At 35.7% G+C, this 20,076-nt stretch carries 20 protein-coding genes, 1 other RNA gene and 1 pseudogene; 5 read left to right on the forward strand and 17 right to left on the reverse strand.

Going from position 1 to position 20,076, the window contains the following annotated elements:
- Positions 1-359: 359 nt before the first annotated feature.
- From BQ6100_RS17675 to BQ6100_RS17705, 7 genes and pseudogenes are all read right to left on the reverse strand, one after another.
- Positions 360-596 carry a hypothetical protein gene (locus BQ6100_RS17675; RefSeq protein ID WP_075982862.1) on the reverse strand — a complete coding sequence of 79 codons (237 nt, stop codon included), beginning with the start codon at positions 594-596 and terminating at the stop codon, positions 360-362.
- A 146-nt stretch (positions 597-742) separates the two neighbouring features.
- Positions 743-848 (reverse strand): annotated as a pseudogene (locus tag BQ6100_RS22040) (ATP-binding cassette domain-containing protein); the annotation flags it as partial.
- Between the two features lie 239 nt (positions 849-1,087).
- Positions 1,088-1,501, reverse strand: coding sequence for a GNAT family N-acetyltransferase (locus BQ6100_RS17685; RefSeq protein WP_235816546.1), 414 nt, complete (start codon positions 1,499-1,501; stop codon positions 1,088-1,090).
- A gap of 128 nt (positions 1,502-1,629) precedes the next feature.
- Positions 1,630-1,935: a hypothetical protein gene (locus BQ6100_RS17690; RefSeq protein WP_075982864.1), complete on the reverse strand. Its 306-nt coding sequence runs from the start codon at positions 1,933-1,935 to the stop codon at positions 1,630-1,632.
- A gap of 118 nt (positions 1,936-2,053) precedes the next feature.
- A complete protein-coding gene (locus BQ6100_RS17695; protein WP_141770163.1) occupies positions 2,054-2,272 on the reverse strand; it encodes a hypothetical protein in 219 nt (72 codons plus the stop codon).
- Between the two features lie 337 nt (positions 2,273-2,609).
- Positions 2,610-2,876 (reverse strand): hypothetical protein, encoded by a 267-nt coding sequence (locus tag BQ6100_RS17700; protein ID WP_075982866.1) that lies wholly within the window; start codon positions 2,874-2,876, stop codon positions 2,610-2,612.
- Between the two features lie 10 nt (positions 2,877-2,886).
- Positions 2,887-3,888 carry a hypothetical protein gene (locus tag BQ6100_RS17705; RefSeq protein ID WP_218921364.1) on the reverse strand — a complete coding sequence of 334 codons (1,002 nt, stop codon included), beginning with the start codon at positions 3,886-3,888 and terminating at the stop codon, positions 2,887-2,889.
- Between the two features lie 456 nt (positions 3,889-4,344).
- On the opposite strand from BQ6100_RS17705, the gene BQ6100_RS17710 reads away from it, so the two are divergent.
- Entirely contained in the window at positions 4,345-5,220 is an 876-nt protein-coding gene (locus BQ6100_RS17710; protein WP_075982868.1) for an SMODS domain-containing nucleotidyltransferase, read from the forward strand.
- Positions 5,198-5,767, forward strand: a complete 570-nt coding sequence (locus BQ6100_RS17715; protein WP_075982869.1) for an SLATT domain-containing protein — start codon at positions 5,198-5,200, stop codon at positions 5,765-5,767. The genes BQ6100_RS17710 and BQ6100_RS17715 overlap by 23 nt, the downstream gene beginning before the upstream one ends.
- A 150-nt stretch (positions 5,768-5,917) precedes the next feature.
- Here the strand turns inward: BQ6100_RS17715 and ssrA are convergent.
- Both ssrA and smpB read right to left on the reverse strand, forming a co-directional pair.
- Positions 5,918-6,278: a transfer-messenger RNA gene (gene ssrA, locus BQ6100_RS17720) on the reverse strand.
- A gap of 163 nt (positions 6,279-6,441) precedes the next feature.
- Positions 6,442-6,906 carry an SsrA-binding protein SmpB gene (gene smpB, locus BQ6100_RS17725; RefSeq protein WP_075982870.1) on the reverse strand — a complete coding sequence of 155 codons (465 nt, stop codon included), beginning with the start codon at positions 6,904-6,906 and terminating at the stop codon, positions 6,442-6,444.
- 208 nt (positions 6,907-7,114) lie between these two features.
- Between smpB and BQ6100_RS17730 the strand changes: the two genes are divergently transcribed.
- Positions 7,115-7,732, forward strand: a complete 618-nt coding sequence (locus BQ6100_RS17730; RefSeq protein ID WP_075982871.1) for a DUF47 domain-containing protein — start codon at positions 7,115-7,117, stop codon at positions 7,730-7,732.
- 66 nt (positions 7,733-7,798) lie between these two features.
- Positions 7,799-8,785, forward strand: a complete 987-nt coding sequence (locus BQ6100_RS17735; protein WP_097677928.1) for an inorganic phosphate transporter — start codon at positions 7,799-7,801, stop codon at positions 8,783-8,785.
- Positions 8,786-8,881: 96 nt separating this feature from the next.
- Here the strand turns inward: BQ6100_RS17735 and rnr are convergent, their stop codons facing one another.
- The 3 genes from rnr to secG all read right to left on the reverse strand — a co-directional run bounded on the left by rnr (position 8,882) and on the right by secG (position 12,367).
- Entirely contained in the window at positions 8,882-11,227 is a 2,346-nt protein-coding gene (gene rnr / locus BQ6100_RS17740; protein ID WP_075982873.1) for a ribonuclease R, read from the reverse strand.
- 34 nt (positions 11,228-11,261) lie between these two features.
- A complete protein-coding gene (locus BQ6100_RS17745; RefSeq protein ID WP_075982874.1) occupies positions 11,262-12,008 on the reverse strand; it encodes an alpha/beta hydrolase in 747 nt (248 codons plus the stop codon).
- A gap of 125 nt (positions 12,009-12,133) precedes the next feature.
- Positions 12,134-12,367: a preprotein translocase subunit SecG gene (gene secG, locus BQ6100_RS17750; protein WP_075982875.1), complete on the reverse strand. Its 234-nt coding sequence runs from the start codon at positions 12,365-12,367 to the stop codon at positions 12,134-12,136.
- Between the two features lie 191 nt (positions 12,368-12,558).
- Between secG and BQ6100_RS17755 the strand changes: the two genes are divergently transcribed.
- Positions 12,559-13,527, forward strand: a complete 969-nt coding sequence (locus BQ6100_RS17755) for an NERD domain-containing protein (RefSeq protein WP_075982876.1) — start codon at positions 12,559-12,561, stop codon at positions 13,525-13,527.
- A 313-nt stretch (positions 13,528-13,840) separates the two neighbouring features.
- Here BQ6100_RS17755 and eno read toward each other — a convergent pair whose 3' ends face one another.
- The 5 genes from eno to gap form a co-directional block, all read right to left on the reverse strand.
- Positions 13,841-15,136, reverse strand: a complete 1,296-nt coding sequence (gene eno, locus BQ6100_RS17760; RefSeq protein ID WP_075982877.1) for a phosphopyruvate hydratase — start codon at positions 15,134-15,136, stop codon at positions 13,841-13,843.
- 55 nt (positions 15,137-15,191) lie between these two features.
- Entirely contained in the window at positions 15,192-16,727 is a 1,536-nt protein-coding gene (gene gpmI, locus BQ6100_RS17765) for a 2,3-bisphosphoglycerate-independent phosphoglycerate mutase (protein WP_075982878.1), read from the reverse strand.
- The gene (tpiA, locus tag BQ6100_RS17770; RefSeq protein ID WP_075982879.1) at positions 16,720-17,481 is read right to left on the reverse strand and encodes a triose-phosphate isomerase; all 762 of its coding nucleotides are present in this window, start codon (positions 17,479-17,481) and stop codon (positions 16,720-16,722) included. Before tpiA ends, gpmI begins: the two co-directional genes overlap by 8 nt.
- 160 nt (positions 17,482-17,641) lie before the next feature.
- Complete coding sequence (locus tag BQ6100_RS17775) at positions 17,642-18,826, reverse strand: phosphoglycerate kinase (RefSeq protein ID WP_075982880.1); 1,185 nt, start codon at positions 18,824-18,826, stop codon at positions 17,642-17,644.
- Between the two features lie 235 nt (positions 18,827-19,061).
- A complete protein-coding gene (gap, locus tag BQ6100_RS17780) occupies positions 19,062-20,069 on the reverse strand; it encodes a type I glyceraldehyde-3-phosphate dehydrogenase (protein WP_075982881.1) in 1,008 nt (335 codons plus the stop codon).
- Between the last annotated feature and the right edge of the window lie 7 nt (positions 20,070-20,076).

Consider the following 20,076-nt stretch of genomic DNA (forward strand, 5'->3'; position numbering starts at 1 on the left):
ATGTTGGAGCAATAATACACAAATAGTACCCGGATAGCTTCTTAAATTATGCTGCCGTAACAACACCTTGTTTCACTGAAGTACCCGTTAGCTTAATAATATTGCTATCTTTTTACTTGGTCTTTATTGGATTGGATATACCACATTGGCACTTCCATCAGTTTTCCTTCATCTTCCTAATGACCTGTGAGCAAAACCTCAAATACAATAGCATCTTCTTTAATTTCAACTACTTTAACCCATATTTCTTCAAATTTTAGTGTTTCACCTATTTTAAAGTCCATTTGAAAAAACTCCTTTTGACATTACTTACTTTTCTTTAACTATTCTGTTGGTTAGTTGAAGATAATCCTACATTTCTAGATTGGGCTAATAGTGATATTCATATCATCAATGTCATTTTCATTAGATACCATTCCGAATATCCTACAATTACCGCATTTTTTACATTCAAACATATATCTTATTTCCTCGTTATACTCATTTGCTTTTTCTTCGCTTTGAAATTCTGTTTTAAGAGTGCTTTTATACCATTTGTTATCAGAACACACATCACATTTTAATTCCTTACCCCAAATTTTTACTTCGTATAACATTGAAAAGACACCTCACAATATTAGCAATTACTTATAAATTCAGCTAAGTTAGGATTATTTCCTTCTTTCACTAACTTGAGTTACCATAATAATAGCTAGATTTAATTCGTCACGCATTCGGATAATAAGGTTCATCATATCCTCCGTCGTTTTTGAGTCTAGGTTTCCTGTAGGTTCATCTGCCAGTAATATCGCTGGTTTGTGTATTATTGCTCTGGCTAAAGCTACCCGTTGTTGTTGTCCTCCCGATAATTGAGAAGGCAGGTGTTTTTTTTTCATACAATCCTACCATTCTCAAAATTATATCCGTTTCTTCCCTTATGTAACTTAAAGACTTCTTTTGCAATAAAAGTGGGAGCGAGACATTTTCTTTTACCGTTAGACCTGAAAGAAGATTGAAAAATTGAAATACAAATCCATTATAATTTCTTCGATAGAATGAAGCCTGTGGCTCCTTATGAAAGTCTTTCACAAAAGGGGAATGACATTTCTTAATCAGTTATTATCCCTCTCACCATACAATCATTTTCTTTAAAGTTAAATTTTTTATAAAAATTATGTGCATCTTTAGTAGCTAAAGCAAAACGAGTATATTTTATTTCTGGATGTTCTAAAATACATTCAATCAACCAGTAACCCAGCCCGTTACTTCTATAATTTTCGTCAATTACAACATCTAAAAGCCATGAAAAAACAGCTTTATCAGTAACAACCCTAGCAAAACCTATTTGTTTATCATTATGATACATACCAAAAGAAATAGAATTTTTAATACTCTTTTCAATTGTTTCTTTCGTTCTATCTGATGCCCAATATGTATTCGATAACAAATGAAAAACAGTTTTTAAATCTAACAATAAAATATCATCACTTACCATAAAATCATCTTTAGTCCAATACAACAACACTATTCCCCCAATATATAAAATATCTGATATCTAATAATTCTTTGTTAGTGATTGAAATCCTTGTTAAATTAAACTGCTGTTTCGTTAGTAAAAAAGCGACTGCCCTTATTGAACAATCGCATCGTTTAATTAAGATTTTTTGCTTCCACATTTTCTCTATCTGGCAAAGGCATACTATATATACTTAATTTATCTTCAGGATTTGGTAAAGGTAAAAGTGCATTAGGTTTGTTCTCTTTATTAAGGAACTTCTCCAATTGCTTTTCCTGTTGTTGCTTTTCTCTTTCAGAAAGTTGATTGTTGTATATCCTTTTTCCCGTTAAATTAATATTCTGTTGATTTTCACCACTATTTGCAGTTTGTTTAAAAGCTCCGTTAATAAGGAGTAACACAGTAAAAACAGAGACCAATATGAAAGATAATTTTCTCATTTTAACTCCTTTCTAAGTTTTCATATTATTATTATTTAATATATTCACTGCTCGCACTTATACTTCCTTCTTTTACTATCGAGCCGATTGTGGAAGATCTAAATTTCTATTATTTGGTTTAGCTGAACATAAGACTATTCTTATCAAAATACTTCGTAACTTCCTCGGTAAATCCGTAATCCTCAATCCATACAAAAATTTCATCCTCTAATTTTTGTATTGCCTCATTTTCGATTTCATTTTCTGAATAAAGATTCATATCGACTAGCCGTGTAATAGAAACTAGAAAGTTATAGCCTTTTTTCCATAGCTTCTTTTTTTCTACATCATTTGACATTATTACATATATTGTTTTTGTCAATAGTAATCTACTTCTCTTACATAAACATATATATCTTGACAATGAAATTGGCTTGCTTTGAAATAAAGTATGATTAAAAAAACATTGAAAAAATCCTTGATTAACGGCAAATAAAAAAGAATTCATTTTGAAACCTGATCAAAATGAATTCTTCCTTTGTAATTTAGTATTTTTTTATAAAAGAGTTTAATCATTTTGCGTTACGTACGTCAACAATCAAACCCTATTACTTTTCATAAATTTGGCATCAAATGAAACCATATTTAGTCATCATAATAGAAATTATAGTTTTATAACGCTTTTATCATATCTATCATTTGCCTTTACTTATTCCAGCTAAAAGAGCAACCGCTGGATCAACATTATTTTCAGCAGCACAAACATTAATATTAACTACAAGAAGTGGTTGTGCTTCATCAAATGCTCTATTATACTTTTTGAATATTGGTTTTACTATATTATACAGATATTTCTTTTTTGGTGGTGTTAGCTTCTGGTACTCCTTTAATACGGCTTCCCTTTCCATAACACTGCCCGAAAGCAAAATAAGTACTTCTATTAACTTTAACTTTTTATCCATCAGTTCACCTTTATTTATAACTCTCCCAAAGAGAATTTACATTTTTAAAAACAGGATTGTGTTTGCTTAGTAACTGTTTAACTATCTCTTTTTCTGCGATATCATAATAATAGTAAGTTATTGATGTAAGTTTTACATTATCATTTAGTGCTTGAAAAATATGTGTATCATTATTAGGTGATAGCCCAACAATATCCATGTCGCCTGCAACTTCAATAAACTCCTGAATAGGATATGTTTCCGTGAAATTCAATTCATTGTCTTGTAACTTCAGCTTTACACTTTCAGCCATTTTTCTTAATAATTCATTAGCGTCCTTTTCCCAATTATCAACATTTCCTTTTACTATCGGGTTAGTTGAATACGCCGTAGCCATCTTTTCCATTGCTACATTAGCATTTTTTGATTGTTTAATTTCAAATATTTTCGAATAACCACTATATGTAGTTAAAACATTTGAATACAAATAAAAATGAGTATCATCAACATTATAATGTTCGATTGGGCTATCCGACAATTTATTACGCATTGAATCTGGATTATATACATCTTTTTTAATGTTAAAAGAACCGTGTAAATATCTAACTTTCTTTCCAGAGAAAACCTCAACATTTCCATCATAGTTTGTCGTATACATTTCATCATATTGAGCGAAAAATGCTTTTAGAGTCTCAGGAAATCTTTTATAAATATTATTGACCTTACCCTTATTATAAATTGAGTAAATAAAAAAGGACTTTAATGCTTCTCTAATGTAGTACCGTTCTGGGTTTTGAATTTTGTATTTATAGCACATAAGATCATAAATTAAATAATAATCCTCGAAGCCGATACTTGTAATATTAATACTTTCATAAGTTTTATATCTTCTTTTGAAGTCTTCCAAACTGGCTTTCTCATAAGTAGTAAAAGCATATCTATCATAGTTGCCAGAAAGTATATCTCTTACTTGCATAAACAGATGACCAAATAAAGAAATGAGTAATTCTGCATCATCAATAATAATATTCACAGGATAATCTGGTTCTTTTGTACTTTTTATAGCCCTAAGAATAATGGATTTATTTGTATTATCAGAACCTCCATATTGAATATTAATGCCATTCCCAAAAAGTAAAGTTTTAATAACTAATCAGACCTTTCATCAATAAGCTACCAGTATCAAAAACCTTTTGCACACGAGCAATTACTAAACTGAATAGAACAATCTTATATTAATCACAAAACCGGTCCAACACTTTAAAGCAAGAAACTATATTACAACAAAGCTGTTTTATTTGTTGCAACCGTCAATTATCTTACCATAAATATCGATTCTCAAGAAATGTTACTCGGCCATTAGGTCCCTTGCTATGCTTTTCTTTTTTCTTTATCACAAGTTGTATTAACTATTTTATTATATAATTATAGTATATTTCAGCTATTAATTTTAGGTAGTAATATTTTATAAAATCTAAGGGGGATTTTTATGTCAGTAACTGACAATTTTCGAACTTTTTGCTCAAATCTAAGAATGAGCAGTGATACCATAAATAAAATACAATCTAGGTATCATCAGATTACAAAAAGAATTAATTTAGATTACTGGAACAGTTCATCAGAAGTAAATCATAGTCTTTATGTAGGATCATATGGTAGAGGTACAGAAATATTTACTAGTGATATTGATATAATTGTGCAGTTACCATATGCTACATATGTAAAGTTTAATAATTATTCAAGTAATGGTCAATCAGCTTTATTACAAGAAGTAAAAGAAGTATTGAAAAAGACTTACAGCTCTTCATATTTAAAGGGCGACGGTCAGGTTATAGGAATAAACTTTTCAGATGGGATAAATTTTGAAATTGTACCGGGCTTTTTAAATAGTGATAATAAAAGCTACACTTATCCAGATTCAAATAATGGAGGAAGTTGGAAAACTACTGATCCTAGAAGTGAAATAGAAGCAATGGATAAGCTAAATAAAGATACAAACAAAAATTTGAAAAGATTGTGTAGAATGATACGGGCGTGGAAGAATACATGGAACGTTCCAATGAGTGGGATTCTCATAGACACTTTAGCTTATAAGTTCATTAAGGACTGGGAATATAGTGATAAATCATACACTTACTATGATTGGATGAGTAGAGACTTTTTTAAATATTTGAAGGACATAAACCCTTCTCAGCAATATTGGTTTGCTCCGGGAAGTAACCGATATGTTTGGAAGACTGGGAACTTTCAATATAAAGCATTACAAGCGTACAATAAATCATTAGAAGCAATTGAAAATGAATCAAATGAATCAAAGGCAAAGCAAAAATGGAGAGAAATTTATGGAACGAAATTCCCAAGATAGTCAAGGATATAAATTGGAGTCACAAATAAGAGAGGCATATGGACGAGTAGTATATACACAAACAGCCCATGATAAACTTGTTCATAGATTGTTAAAAAGAAACGAAAGAATTAAAATCACTCAAATTGTCCTATCTGCTTTAACTACAGGAACTTTTTTAGCAACTATAATATCAGATGAGAAACTGTCCGGAATTATCGGAGCATTTTTATCATTACTATTACTCATTCTTAGTACCTATGCATTAAACGTCAATTTAGTAGAAATTGCAGAAGAGCATAAAAAGGCTTCAAACCTTTTGTGGAAGATTAGGGAAGAATACGTTTCCCTTCTTACAGATTTCGAAATATTAGATACACAACAAATCGTCGAAAAACGTGACGAACTTCAAAATAGGACAGCAGATGTCTACAAAAGTTCTCCTAGAACTGATTCCAAAAGTTATAAAGAAACTCAAAAAGCTTTAAAAACACAAGAAGAACAAACTTTTTCAGAACAGGAAATTGATATAATGTTACCTAATTCAATTAGAAGATCTAACCGGTAATATAAATATTAATAATAAAATAAGGTATCCTCAACAATTCATAAAAAATGAACCATAAAATTTCCTAAAATAAAAGGAACCATAAAGTTTCCAAACGGAAATTTTATGGTTCCTGTCACAAAAAAATAAAAAAACCACCAAATATGTATTTGGTGGAGACGGTGGGAGTCGAACCCACGTCCAGAAATATCGGCACTTAAGCTTCTACGAGTGTAGTCGACATATTTGGCGTTTCGCTGATCCTTATGCCTATCGACAGGCGTCCAGCCAGCTAGTCTGGTTGTTCTCTTCCTTCATCCTCAGACGGTGGAATCCGGCGTAGTCCACTAAGAGTGAGTCCGCTACCCTACCACATGGACAATGGAGGGGCGAACAGCCTAAGCGCTATTAAGCAGCGAAAGCTAAGTTATTGTTTGTTTTGCCAGTTATAGGCGTTGACGTTTTAACGAGGCCGATCCCCTCGACTCGCAACCTAAGCTCGAACTACCCCTGTCGAATCCGTAGCGTCCCCATGTTAGAAATGTCCGTAAGTGGTATTTCACACAAACATCCATATGAGAATTACGCAATTGGATGCTCGAAATAGATGAGCTATAGTTTGTTGTCACTTCCTTCGTGACATTTATTATTATAGCATACAGTTTATCAATTTCAATTGTAAGTTATTGTAAGACTTATTTTTGCCTTTCACGAAATGCACGTTCAATATCACGCTTTGCTTCCTTCTTCTTCAAGTCTTCACGCTTATCGTATTTCTTTTTCCCTTTAGCAAGACCTAATAAAATTTTGGCATATCCATTTTTTAAATATAACTTTAATGGCACAAGTGAATAACCAACCTCTTTCGTTTCACCGATTAGCTTATTTATTTCTCGATGATGTAGGAGCAGCTTTCTTGAACGTAGTGGATCATGATTATAGCGGTTTCCTTGCTCGTAAGGACTAATATGCATGCTATGAAGATAAACCTCGCCATTCTGAATTTTTGCATAGGAATCCTTCAAATTTACTTTTCCTGCTCGAACGGATTTAATTTCTGTCCCTTGAAGAACAATTCCCGCTTCATAAGTATCCTCGATAAAAAAATCATGATAAGCCTTTTTGTTTTGTGCAATTACTTTTCCTGCACCTTTTGGCATAAAGAATTCCCCCATTCTGCTGCCCTTAGTTTAACAAAAATTGACTACTTCTACAATTCGTACGGTAAATCCTTAATCCATTATTAACAACATAAAGAAATTTTATTTCCTTTTAATCCTTAAAGAATGGTTTTAATACCCTTAGGAAATAGTAAAAAATGTCCTATATATTTCACATGAATTCATTGAACAAAGTGGAGGTATTCAGATGGCTTTAAGAAAAAAAGATAAGTTTTCCATTTATTTAAGTGATATATCTTCAAATTTAAAAGAAGGCACCGACTTTTTTGCTGATTTCAAACTTCAAAACGTAAGCGACCTTAAAGTCTTTTCTGAGAAAATGAAAGAGTATGAATCCAAGGGCGATCATATGGTTCATGAAGTCATTCGCGAATTAAATAACGCCTTTATTACTCCAATTGAACGGGAGGATATATTAGCTCTCACAATGAGCATGGATGATGTTTTAGACGGATTGGAATCTACTGCCGCTCTTTTCGAAATGTACTCCATTATAGACGCAGACGAATATATGCTTAAATTTGTTGATTCCATAAAAAAATGTGCAGATGAAATTCAAACATCGGTTGATTTATTATCAACGAAGAAATTACAAATGATTACAGAGCATGCAATCAAAATAAAAGATATTGAATCAAAATGTGATGTGATTCTTCGTGAATCCATCAAGAATTTATTTGTAGTAGAAAAAGATCCAATCCGTATCCTTCAATATAAGGAGATTTATGAAGAACTTGAACAGATATCAGATTACTGTCAATCAGTCGCTAACACCTTGGACTCCATAATAATGAAAAATGCTTAAGAGAGAATTGGAGTTATTGAATGATTTGGGTATCAAAATAATTACTACAAATTATTGGAGGCAATAATGACAGTTATTATAATTATCATCATTTTAGCTTTAATTTTTGAATTTATTAATGGCTTTCATGATACGGCGAATGCGATAGCCATGTCTGTTTCTACAAGAGCCCTCTCTCCGCGATTTGCGGTCATTTATGCTGGGATACTTAATTTTATTGGTGCTTTAACTTCTCAGGCTGTGGCAAAATCTATTGGTGGGAAAATTGCTGACCCATTCCAAATAGATAATGGCATGGTAATAGTCGTTGCAGCTCTCATTGCAGCGATTTTTTGGAATTTATTCACCTGGTATTACGGAATCCCTTCTTCATCATCCCATACATTGATTGGATCCATAGCTGGTGCTGTTGTATTTAGTGAGGGAATGACTTCGATTAATTGGGAGGGGTTTACAGATATTATTAAAGCCTTGATTATTTCTCCTTTCCTAGCCTTTATTGTAGGGTTTATTATTATGAAAATATTATCCATTCTATTTCAAAATGCAAACCCTCAACGGGCCACGAATGGCTTCCGAAAATTTCAGGTACTTGCTGCAGGATTAGCTGCCTTTTCTCACGGAGGAAATGACGGACAGAAAACGATGGGGATTATTGTTTTTGCTTTAGTAGCAGGTGGGTTCCAATCTACTTTAGATGTCCCCTTTTGGGTACAGGTAATGTGTGCAGGAACAATTGGTTTAGGAACAATGATTGGTGGAATGCGAATTATTAAAACGGTGGCGAAGAAAATATTTAAAGTCCAACCAATCAATGGATTTGCAGCGGATTTATCCTCGTTTGCAGTCATGCAAGGTGCAACCCTTATTGGAGTCCCGGTCTCTACCACACACGTATCCTCTTCTTCTATTCTTGGAGTTGGTTCAGCCAAGCGATTTCGTGGGGTTAACTGGGGAGTTGCATTAAAAATTGTATCTACTTGGGTCATTACACTGCCCATATCAGCTTTAATCGCTGGACTTGTCGTTATGTTGTTAAATTTGTTTTTGTAACCCTTTGAATAATAGGTACGACCTCCAATAGAAACAAAAAACGAGAGTCAACCGACCTTCATGGTTAGTTGACTCTCTCTTAGTTCTACTTAAAATTTATCGTCTCTTTTTCTTCTTTCTTTTTGCTGCAGGAGCATTGTCATATGACTTCTTGCTTTTTCCCTTTTTCCTTGATTGATTGGAATCTCTTGAATCTTCTTTTCCATTACGATTTGAGGATGAGCTTCCTTTACGAGGTTTCTTTTCTGTACTTCCTGTTTTAAAGACCTTTGGAGCCTCGTTTCGCTCTCGGCGGCGGGTTCCTTTCATTCCAACAATCTCAAAATCAATGGAACGCTCGTCTTTATTCACGTTAACAACACGAACCGTTATTTCATCCCCAATCCGATAAACATGGCCAGTTCGTTCACCAATCATTGCAAAATGTCTCTCATCATAGCGGTAGTAGTCATCCGTCATATAACTAACGTGAACTAAGCCCTCAATCGTATTTGGTAGCTCGACAAACATACCAAAGTTTGTGACAGAGCTAATGATTCCATCGTACTCTTCACCAATTTTATCAACCATATACTCTGCCTTCTTGAGCTCATCCGTTTCTCTTTCTGCTTCAACTGACCGCCGTTCCATTTTAGAGGAATGCTCCGCTATATCCGGTAGCCTTGCTCCCCATTTTCCCCTTGTTCCCTGATCCAATTTACCCTCAATTAAATACGTACGGATTAGGCGATGAACAATTAAATCCGGATAACGGCGGATAGGAGAGGTGAAATGAGTATAAAATTCAGTAGACAAACCAAAATGTCCTAGGCTTTCTGGATCATATTTTGCCTGCTGCATAGACCTAAGCATCACAGTAGATACGACCATCTCTTCAGGCTTTCCTTGTACCTCTTCTATGATTTCCTGCAAAGCCCTTGGATGAACATGGTTTGCAGTTCCTTTTACGATATATCCAAAATTCGTAATAAACTCGAAAAATCTTCTAAGCTTATCCTCTTTTGGATCCTCGTGAATCCGATAGATAAAAGGCACATCCAACCAATGAAAATGCTCCGCAATCGTTTCATTCGCTGCAAGCATAAATTCTTCAATAAGTCTTTCCGCGATTGAGCGTTCACGAAGAACAACATCCGTTGGCTTTCCATTCTCATCAACCAAAACCTTTGATTCTTTAAAATCAAAATCAATGGCTCCGCGATTCATCCTCTTCGTCCGTAGAATCTCGGCAAGCTCCCTCATTAATTCAAACATAGGAATCAGTGGCTCATAGCGCTTTAATAAATCCTCGTCTTTATCTAGTAAGATTTTATTCACATCGGAATAGGTCATTCTTTCCGTTGTTTTAATTACACTTTGGAAAATTTCATGGTTTACGACCTCACCAGCTTCATTGATTTCCATCTCACAAGATAAGGTTAATCGATTCACCTGTGGATTCAAGGAACAAATCCCGTTTGATAATCTATGTGGAATCATAGGAATGACACGGTCTACCAAATATACACTTGTTCCACGATCAGCGGCTTCTCGATCAATCGGCGACTCTTCCTTCACATAATAGCTAACATCAGCTATGTGTACACCCAGCTTATAGTTTCCATTCTCTAATTTGGTGACAGTTACCGCGTCATCCAAATCCTTGGCATCTGCACCGTCTATTGTCACAATCATTTCATTTCTTAAATCTCTGCGATTCTCGAGTTCCTTTTCATCAATTGTGTCTGGCGTGTTAACTGCTTGTTGAATGACTTCTTCAGGAAACTCCATTGGAAGACCATGCTTATGAATGACTGATAAGATATCCACACCAGGGTCATTTTTATGACCTAGAATTTGAATGATTTCCCCTTCAGCACTTTTTCGCCCTTCCGGAAAAGTCGTCAATTTTACTACAACCTTATGCCCTTCCACGGCACCATGAGAGGCTGACTTTGGGATAAAAATATCGCTCGTAAACTTTTTATCATCTGGAATGACAAAACCAAAGTTTTTGCTTTCAACATATGTACCAACAATTTGTTGAATTCCTCTTTCTAAGATTCGAATAATCGTTCCTTCTCTTCTTTGACCTGAGCTAACAGAGGTTACTCGAGCTAGAACGATATCCCCGTGCATGGCATTATTGGTTTCATTTGGTGGAATAAAAATATCATCCATCCCTGGTTCATCTGGAACAACAAAGGCAAATCCTTTTGCATGTCCTATTAGTTTTCCTCTTACTAAATTCATTTTTTCAGGAAGACCGTAACGGTTACTTCTTGTGCGTACGACAAGACCCTTTTCTTCCATAACGACTAAAGCCTTTACAAAATCCTTAAAGTCAGTAGAATCCTGAATCCCAAAGGCTTCTTCAAGCTCCTGTACTGTTAGCGGTTTATAGGCTTCGTCTTTCATATAAATTAATAGTTTATCTATGTGCTGTTGAATATTCTCGTCCATTTAAATCCCTCCCTATAGGGCATCACTTTTATGATTAGTCTTTCCAATTCAGCCTATTTAAAAACTCAAGGATATCTTTATGCAATTGATCTTTTTCCTTATCCAATGTTATGACATGTCCAGATTCCTCGTACCACTTAATCTCTTTTAAATCCGCTTCCACTTCATTATAAATAATATTGGCACTATCTGTATTAATCATATGGTCGTGACGAGCTTGAACAACGAATGTTGGAGCATAAATCATATCGACATGGTTCCTTACATCTGCAATTAGGTCCTGCAATGCTTTTAATGTCTTCATAGGAGTTTTTTGGAACTCAATCATTTCCATTTCTATTTGTTCTGAGCTCTTTCCCTCCATCTTCTTATACTGCCTAGCATAATCTAAAACACCCTCATACATCGTTTCTGCACTTTTGATATACATAGGCGCGCACATAGGTACAATCCCTTTTACAGGAACCGTATAACCAAGTTTCAAGGAAAAGACGCCCCCTAATGAAAGACCAGCGACAGCAATTTCATCATGACCGTTCTTTTTCAGTAATTCATAGCCTTCCCTGACATCCTTCCACCAATCATCTGATCCAGTATGTACTAGCTGCTCCGGAGGAACTCCATGTCCTTTATATAATGGTGCATGGCACGTATAACCATTCTTTTCAAGGCAACGGCCAAGCATTCTAACATCTGCAGTATTCCCGGTAAATCCATGCAAAAGCAATACAGCCCTTTTCCCACCTTCAAATGTAAAAGGCTTTGGTGTAACAATTTTCATCTAACAAACCCCTTTAATAAAAAAATCCAAACACTATTTAGTTTTAACAAAGAAAATATCTACAATCCAATCATTTGTTCGATATATAAAAAAAACCCGACTTAGAAAAAGCCAGGTAACCTTTTTTATAATTGAAAATAAGTAACTAACAAGGTTAAAACAAAAAATAATACGGACAATACAATGGTAATTCGCTGTAAAATTAAATCCATTCCACGTGCTTTTTGCTTCCCAAATAATTGTTCAGCTCCACCAGAGATGGCTCCGGAAAGGCCTGCGCTTTTACCTGATTGAAGAAGTACAACAACAATAAGTGCGAGTGAAACGATTACTAATAATGTGACTAATAATGCATGCATCTAGTCCACCTCCTGAAAAACGTACATTTCACAATGTTACTATGATATCATATTTTGTTTCTTTGTACAATAGTGGGAGGGAGATAGGGAAAGGTTCAGCTATTAGAATGCTTGATTGAATTTAAAATTTGGAAGGAGATTTCAAATTATTGTAGAAACAATAAACAATCTACCATAAGGAGTGATAATAATTGATTGCAAAGGAACGGGAATTTCCAATCATAATTCAACAATTGGAGGTTTTACTTCAAAGGTTAGACACTAATCATCCCAAAAAACGCGAAATTGAAAAGGAACTATCCATACGTTGGTCAGGCCATCGTGGTGAGCTTAATCTGGACTATCATCTCCATTTTCTTCCCAAAAAAGAGTATACAATCCTTCGTAACCTTCGAATAACAAACGATGGAAAATACTATTTTCAAATGGATACACTTCTATTACATGAAAATTACATATTAATCGTTGAAACAAAAAATATTAAAGGGAAATTAACATTTGAAGGAAAACACAATCAACTTATACGAAATATCGGGGATCAGGATGAAGGTTTCCAGGATCCTATCACCCAAGTAAGACAACAGCAATTTCAACTGTCTACATTCCTCCTGAAAAATCAGCTATCCAATATCCCCATTGATTATTTGATTGTGGTGAGCAACGACACCTCTATTATCCAAACCCAATTTATCAGCTCCTATAATAAATTTCGTATTATTCATGCACCTATTTTAAAAGAAAGGGTCGAATCCATTGAAACTTTATATAAAACTCAAATAATGACCCCAAAAACAATTAAAAAATTAGCAAAGCTTCTCATTAAGGCCCACACGCCCCTTAAAACTGAAATTCTTCATAAATTTGACCTATCAAAAAGGGATATCATTACCGGTGTTAAATGTCCAAATTGTCGTTCTATTCCTATGAAAAGGGGACATGGTACTTGGATTTGTAAAACTTGTGGGACTTTAGACAAGAAAGCTCACATTGACTCACTTAATGATTACTTTCTATTAATTGGCCCGTCAATTACGAATCAGCATGCACGAAAATTCCTTCATTTAAGTTCAAAAGACACTACTTCTCGTCTATTAAAGGGGATGAACTTGCTAGAAAAAGGTACTCGCAAGGACAAAAAATACTTTTCTCTTTATAAATAGCTTTGAATATTAGCCTTATTCGCGAAATTTAAGATTTATTCGCGAAACTCCTGAAAATATTCGCGAATTTTAAAATTTATTCGCGAAAAGTGAACTTTTATTCGCGAAAATTATTTTTATTCGCAAATTTACAAAAATACTCGCGAAATCATTAAATTATTCGCGAAAATATGGATTTATTCGCGAAATTCTATTCTTCAGCTACTTCAAAAAATACTCAAAAATATGCCATTAACCTCAAAGCTGAAAATTTGACATGCAATAACAAAAAAAAGATGCCCCCCATCCAACCGGGGGCACCCACACAACAAAATTATCGTTTAATGTTATAGAAAGATTTAATACCATCATAAATAGCTAAATCGCCAAGTTCGTCTTCGATGCGAAGTAATTGGTTGTATTTAGCGATACGGTCTGTACGTGACACTGAACCAGTTTTGATTTGTCCAGCATTTGTAGCAACTGCGATGTCAGCGATTGTTGCATCTTCAGTTTCACCAGAACGGTGAGATACTACTGCAGTGTAGCCAGCACGTTTTGCCATTTCGATAGCTTCGAAAGTTTCAGTTAAAGTACCGATTTGGTTAACTTTGATAAGGATTGAGTTAGAGATTCCTTTTTCAATACCTTCAGCAAGCTTTTTAGTGTTTGTAACGAATAGGTCATCACCAACAAGTTGTACTCTGTTACCGATACGTTCAGTTAAAAGTTTGTGACCTTCCCAGTCGTTTTCATCTAAACCATCTTCAATAGAGATGATTGGGAATTCGTTAACAAGCTCTTCGTAGAATGCAACCATGTCTTCAGAAGTAAGACCTGTACGACCTTCACCAGCTAAATCGTATTTGCCTGTTTCTTTGTTGTAGAATTCAGAAGAAGCAACGTCCATACCTAGGAATACATCTTTACCAGGCTCGTATCCAGCTTTTTTGATTGCTTCGATGATTACTTCTAAAGCTTCACGGTTTGAACCAAGGTTTGGAGCGAATCCACCTTCATCACCTACAGCAGTGTTTAAGCCTTTTCCAGAAAGAACTGCTTTTAATGAATGGAATACTTCAGCACCCATGCGAAGAGCTTCTTTGAATGTTGGAGCTCCAACAGGTAAAATCATGAATTCTTGGAAGTCTACGTTGTTATCAGCATGTGATCCACCGTTGATGATGTTCATCATTGGAGTTGGTAATTGTTTTGCGTTGAACCCACCAAAGTAACGATATAATGGAAGACCAACAAAGTCAGCAGCAGCGATAGCAGCAGCCATTGATACACCAAGGATAGCGTTAGCTCCTAATTTACCTTTGTTTTCAGTTCCGTCAAGAGCGATCATCGCACGGTCAATACCAACTTGGTCAGTAACGTCCATACCGATTACTTCTTCAGCAATAATGTCATTAACATTACTTACTGCTTTTAAAACACCTTTACCAAGGTAACGAGATTTGTCACCATCGCGAAGTTCTACTGCTTCGTATTCACCAGTTGATGCACCAGATGGAACAAGAGCGCGTCCGAATGCACCTGATTCAGTCATAACTTCTACTTCTACTGTTGGGTTACCGCGGGAATCTAATACTTCACGAGCATATACATGTTGAATATAAGGCATAATTTATTCTCTCCTTTAATTTACAATAATTATTTTTAGCAAAAGCATTCAAAATTTATTTTTGAATTAATGATGTTCCAGTCATTTCTGCTGGCTTTTCAATATTTAGAAGGTCAAGAAGAGTTGGAGCTATATCGGCTAGGATTCCACCATCTCTAACTGTAACGCCTTCTTTTGTAATGATAACTGGTACAGGGTTTGTTGTATGAGCAGTCATTGGTTTATCTTCCAATGTAATAACCTCATCCGCATTCCCATGGTCAGCAGTGATAATTGCTGTACCACCTTTTTTCGTAATCGCATCGATTACCTTACCTAAACACTCATCAACGGTTTCAACAGCCTTGATTGTTGGCTCAAGCATACCTGAGTGACCAACCATATCAGGGTTTGCATAGTTAAGAATGATAGCATCAAATTTATCTGCTTCAATTTCTTTAAGCAATGCATCAGTTACCTCATATGCACTCATTTCCGGTTTAAGATCGTATGTAGCGACTTTAGGAGAAGCAATTAAAATTCTCTCCTCACCAGGAAACTCTGCTTCACGACCTCCGTTAAAGAAGAAGGTTACGTGAGGATATTTTTCAGTTTCGGCAATACGAAGCTGTTTTAATCCATTTTGAGCTAAAACTTCACCAAAAGTATTATCAAGACCTACCGGTTTAAAGGCTACATAGCCATCAACGCTTTCGCTAAAATGAGTTAAACATACAAAATGTAAAGGATCTGGATGTTTTGACCCGCGATCAAATGAGCGGAAATCCTTGTTTGTAAATGTATTTGAAATTTGAATTGCACGGTCTGGACGGAAATTGTAGAAAATGACGGCATCATTATCTTGAATCGTTGCAACCGGCTCTCCATTTTCTTTTGTCATAACAGATGGAATCACGAATTCATCATAGATTCCATTTTCATAAGAGTCATCCACTAATTGTAATGGATCTGTATACTTAGGACCTTCTCCATAAACCATTGCACGATAAGATTTCTCTACACGTTCCCAACGTTTATCACGGTCCATAGAATAATAACGGCCAGAGATGGTAGCAAATTCGCCAACACCATATTCTTTCATTTTTTCCGCAGTTGCTTCAATGAATTGCTTAGCTGTTTGTGGACCAACATCACGTCCGTCTAAGAAGCCATGTACATAAACTTTATCTAAGCCTTCATCAGCTGCTAGGCGAAGTAGGGCATACAAATGACGAATATGGCTGTGAACTCCACCATCTGATAATAGACCAAATAAATGAAGAGCTGTACCGTTTTTCTTTGCATGGTGAACAGCATTCAATAGGGTTTCGTTTTTCGCAAACTCGCCTTCACGAATAGCAACGTCCACTCTTGTTAGGGCTTGATATACGATACGGCCAGCACCGATATTTAAGTGACCTACTTCTGAGTTTCCCATTTGACCATCAGGAAGACCAACTGATTCTCCACTTGCACCTAATTGATTATGAGGATATTTTTCCCATAAAGAATCAAAGTTAGGTTTTTTTGCTTGGAAGACAGCATTTCCTTTATGTTCACTACGGCATCCGAAACCATCAAGGATAATTAAAGCTACAGGTGATTTACTCATGTTTACCACCCTCCAATAGCTTTAAGAACGATTGAGGATCTAAACTAGCTCCACCAACCAATGCACCATCAATATCTGATTCTGCCATATATTCTTTAATGTTTTCAGGTTTAACACTGCCGCCGTATTGGATGCGAATCTGATCGGCAACATCTTGAGAAAATTGCTCAGCAACCACTTTACGAATATGAGAGCAAACTTCATTTGCGTCTTGAGCTGTAGAAGATTTACCTGTTCCAATTGCCCAAATTGGTTCATAGGCAATAACAGTTTGCTTTAATTGTTCGTCAGTAAGTCCAGCAAGAGCCTTTTTCACTTGATCTCCAACAAGCGTCATCGTTTCGCCATTCTCACGTTGTTCTAAAGTTTCTCCGCAGCAAATGATTGGAACTAAGTTGTTTTTAAATGCTGCTAATGCCTTTTTGTTTACAGATTCATCTGTTTCAGCAAACATTTCGCGGCGTTCGGAATGTCCAATAATGACATATTGAACTCCTAAGTCTTGCAATGCTACCGGGCTAATTTCACCAGTAAAAGCACCACTTTCTTCAAAATGCATGTTTTGAGCTCCGATTTTTACATCAGTGCCTTTTGCACCTTCAACTAAACGCTCTAGAAATAAAGCTGGTGCACATACCACGGAATCAACTTGATCCTGACTAGGTACTGCTCCTTTCACTTCATCTAGAAATTGTTTTGCCTCTGGAAGGGTCTTATTCATCTTCCAGTTCCCTGCAATAATTGGTTTACGCATGGGGCACATCCTTTCCGTATTACACAAGCAGATTTTTAATCTCTCCGACACGTGTTTTCTTAGATGTAAAAAATCCTAGTGAGATTTGCTGCGATTGGACATATCCCAATAACGCAAAATCTACCTCTCAAATTTAAATTGTACAACAATTCAAATTTTATTACTTATCGTTCAAAGCTACAACACCTGGAAGTGCTTTTCCTTCCATAAATTCTAGGGAAGCTCCTCCACCAGTTGAAATATGGCTCATTTTATCAGCTAGATTGAATTTTTCAACAGCGGCTGCTGAATCTCCACCACCGATAACGGAATAAGTATCAGTTGCTTCTGCAAGTGCTTCAGCTACCGCTTTTGTTCCGCCAGCAAATTTATCAAATTCGAATACACCCATAGGTCCATTCCAGATAACAAGCTTAGAGTCTTTAATTACATCACGGTAAAGCTCAGCTGTTTTAGGTCCGATATCAAGAGCTTGCCAATCAGAAGGAATTTCTTCAATCGCAACTACTTTTGACTCAGCATCTTTAGCAAATTCTTTCGCAATAACTGCGTCTACTGGCATGTAGAATTTAACGCCTTTTTCTTCTGCTTTTTTCATAAAGGATTTTGCAAGATCAATTTTATCTTCTTCTAATAGAGATTGTCCGATTTCATGACCTTGTGCTTTAACAAATGTATAAGCAAGACCTCCACCGATGATTAGGTTATCTACTTTTTCAAGTAGGTTATCAATTACACCGATTTTGTCTTTAACTTTTGCTCCACCGATAATTGCAGTGAATGGTCTTTCTGGATTAGATAATGCTTTTCCTAATACGTCAAGCTCTTTTTCCATTAAGAAACCAGATACTGCTGGTAAGTGATGAGCAATTCCTTCAGTTGAAGCATGTGCGCGGTGAGCAGCACCAAATGCATCATTTACATAAAGGTCAGCTAGTTCAGCAAATGCTTTTGCAAGTTCTGGATCATTTTTCTCTTCACCAGGATAGAAGCGAACATTTTCTAATAAAAGTACATCCCCATCTTGCATGGTTGCAATTTCAGCTTTAACTGTATCGCCATATGCTTCATCAGTTTTCTTAACATCTCTGCCTAAAAGCTCAGATAAGCGTTTTGCCACAGCAGTTAAGCGCATCTCTTCAACAGCTTTTCCTTTTGGACGACCTAAGTGGCTAGCTAATAAAACCTTTGCCCCTTGTTCCATTAAGTATTGGATAGTTGGAAGTGCAGCACGGATACGAGTATCGTCTGTTACTTTTCCTTCAGACATTGGTACGTTAAAATCTACACGGCAAAATACTACTTTGCCTTTTAATTCGACATCTTTTACGCTTTTTTTGTTCATTGCCAAAAGACCTCCTAAAGACTCCATTTATGTGAAACAACTCTGTTGCATGAAATTTCAAAGATAAAGGGAGTGGGGAATCCTCCCCGCTCCCCTTTTTTAAAAAATATCAAGTTCCACTCTTTTGGAAGGAATTGCAAATATAGCCAGGTTGCACCTTTACTATTATAAGCCCTTTATCCCTTTAATCCAATAAATGATTGGTGAACTTTTTCATTTTTTAAGAACTTAGAGATTAAAGTCCTTTTTGAGCAATGTAATCAACAAGGTCAACTACACGGTTAGAGTAACCAGTTTCGTTGTCATACCAAGCAAGAACTTTCACCATGTTGTCTGCGATTACCATAGTTGATAATCCATCAACAGTTGAAGATTGAACAGAACCATTGTAGTCACGAGATACTAGTGGCTCGTCGCTGTATACAAGGATTCCTTTCAATTCGTTTTCTGCTGCTTCTTTTAATGCTGCATTTACTTCTTCTTTTGTTACGTTTTTGTCAAGTTCAGCAACTAAGTCTACAACTGAAACGTTTGGAGTAGGTACGCGAACTGCCATACCGTTTAATTTACCTTTAAGATCAGGTAATACAAGAGCAACTGCTTTAGCAGCACCAGTTGTAGTAGGAATCATAGATTCAGCTGCTGCACGAGCACGGCGGAAATCTTTATGTGGTAAGTCAAGAATTTGTTGGTCATTTGTGTATGAGTGAATAGTTGTCATCATACCGCGTTTGATTCCAAATTTTTCATTTAAAACTTTAGCAAAAGGAGCTAAGCAGTTTGTAGTACAAGATGCATTGGAAATGATGTCATGTTTTGATGCATCATATTGGTCTTGGTTAACACCCATAACGATTGTAATATCTTCATCTTTACCAGGTGCAGAGATAACAACCTTTTTAGCGCCTGCTTCTAAGTGTTTAGCAGCATCTTCACGTTTTGTGAAACGGCCTGTAGATTCAACAACTACATCAACGCCAAGTTCGCCCCATCCAAGATTAGCTGGTTCGCGTTCAGCTTTAACGATGATTTCTTTTCCATTTACTACAAGGTTATTTCCGTTTGTAGATACTTCTGCATCTAGAGTTCCGTGTACGGAATCGTATTTTAAAAGGTGAGCTAACATTTTAGCATCTGTTAAGTCGTTAACAGCTACGATTTCAATGTTAGGGTTGTTTAATGCTGCACGAAATACAATACGTCCAATTCTTCCAAATCCGTTAATACCAACTTTAACTGCCATGATTTTT

This window comes from Bacillus massilinigeriensis (assembly GCF_900117315.1).
Lineage (GTDB): Bacteria > Bacillota > Bacilli > Bacillales > Cytobacillaceae > Bacillus_BE > Bacillus_BE massilionigeriensis.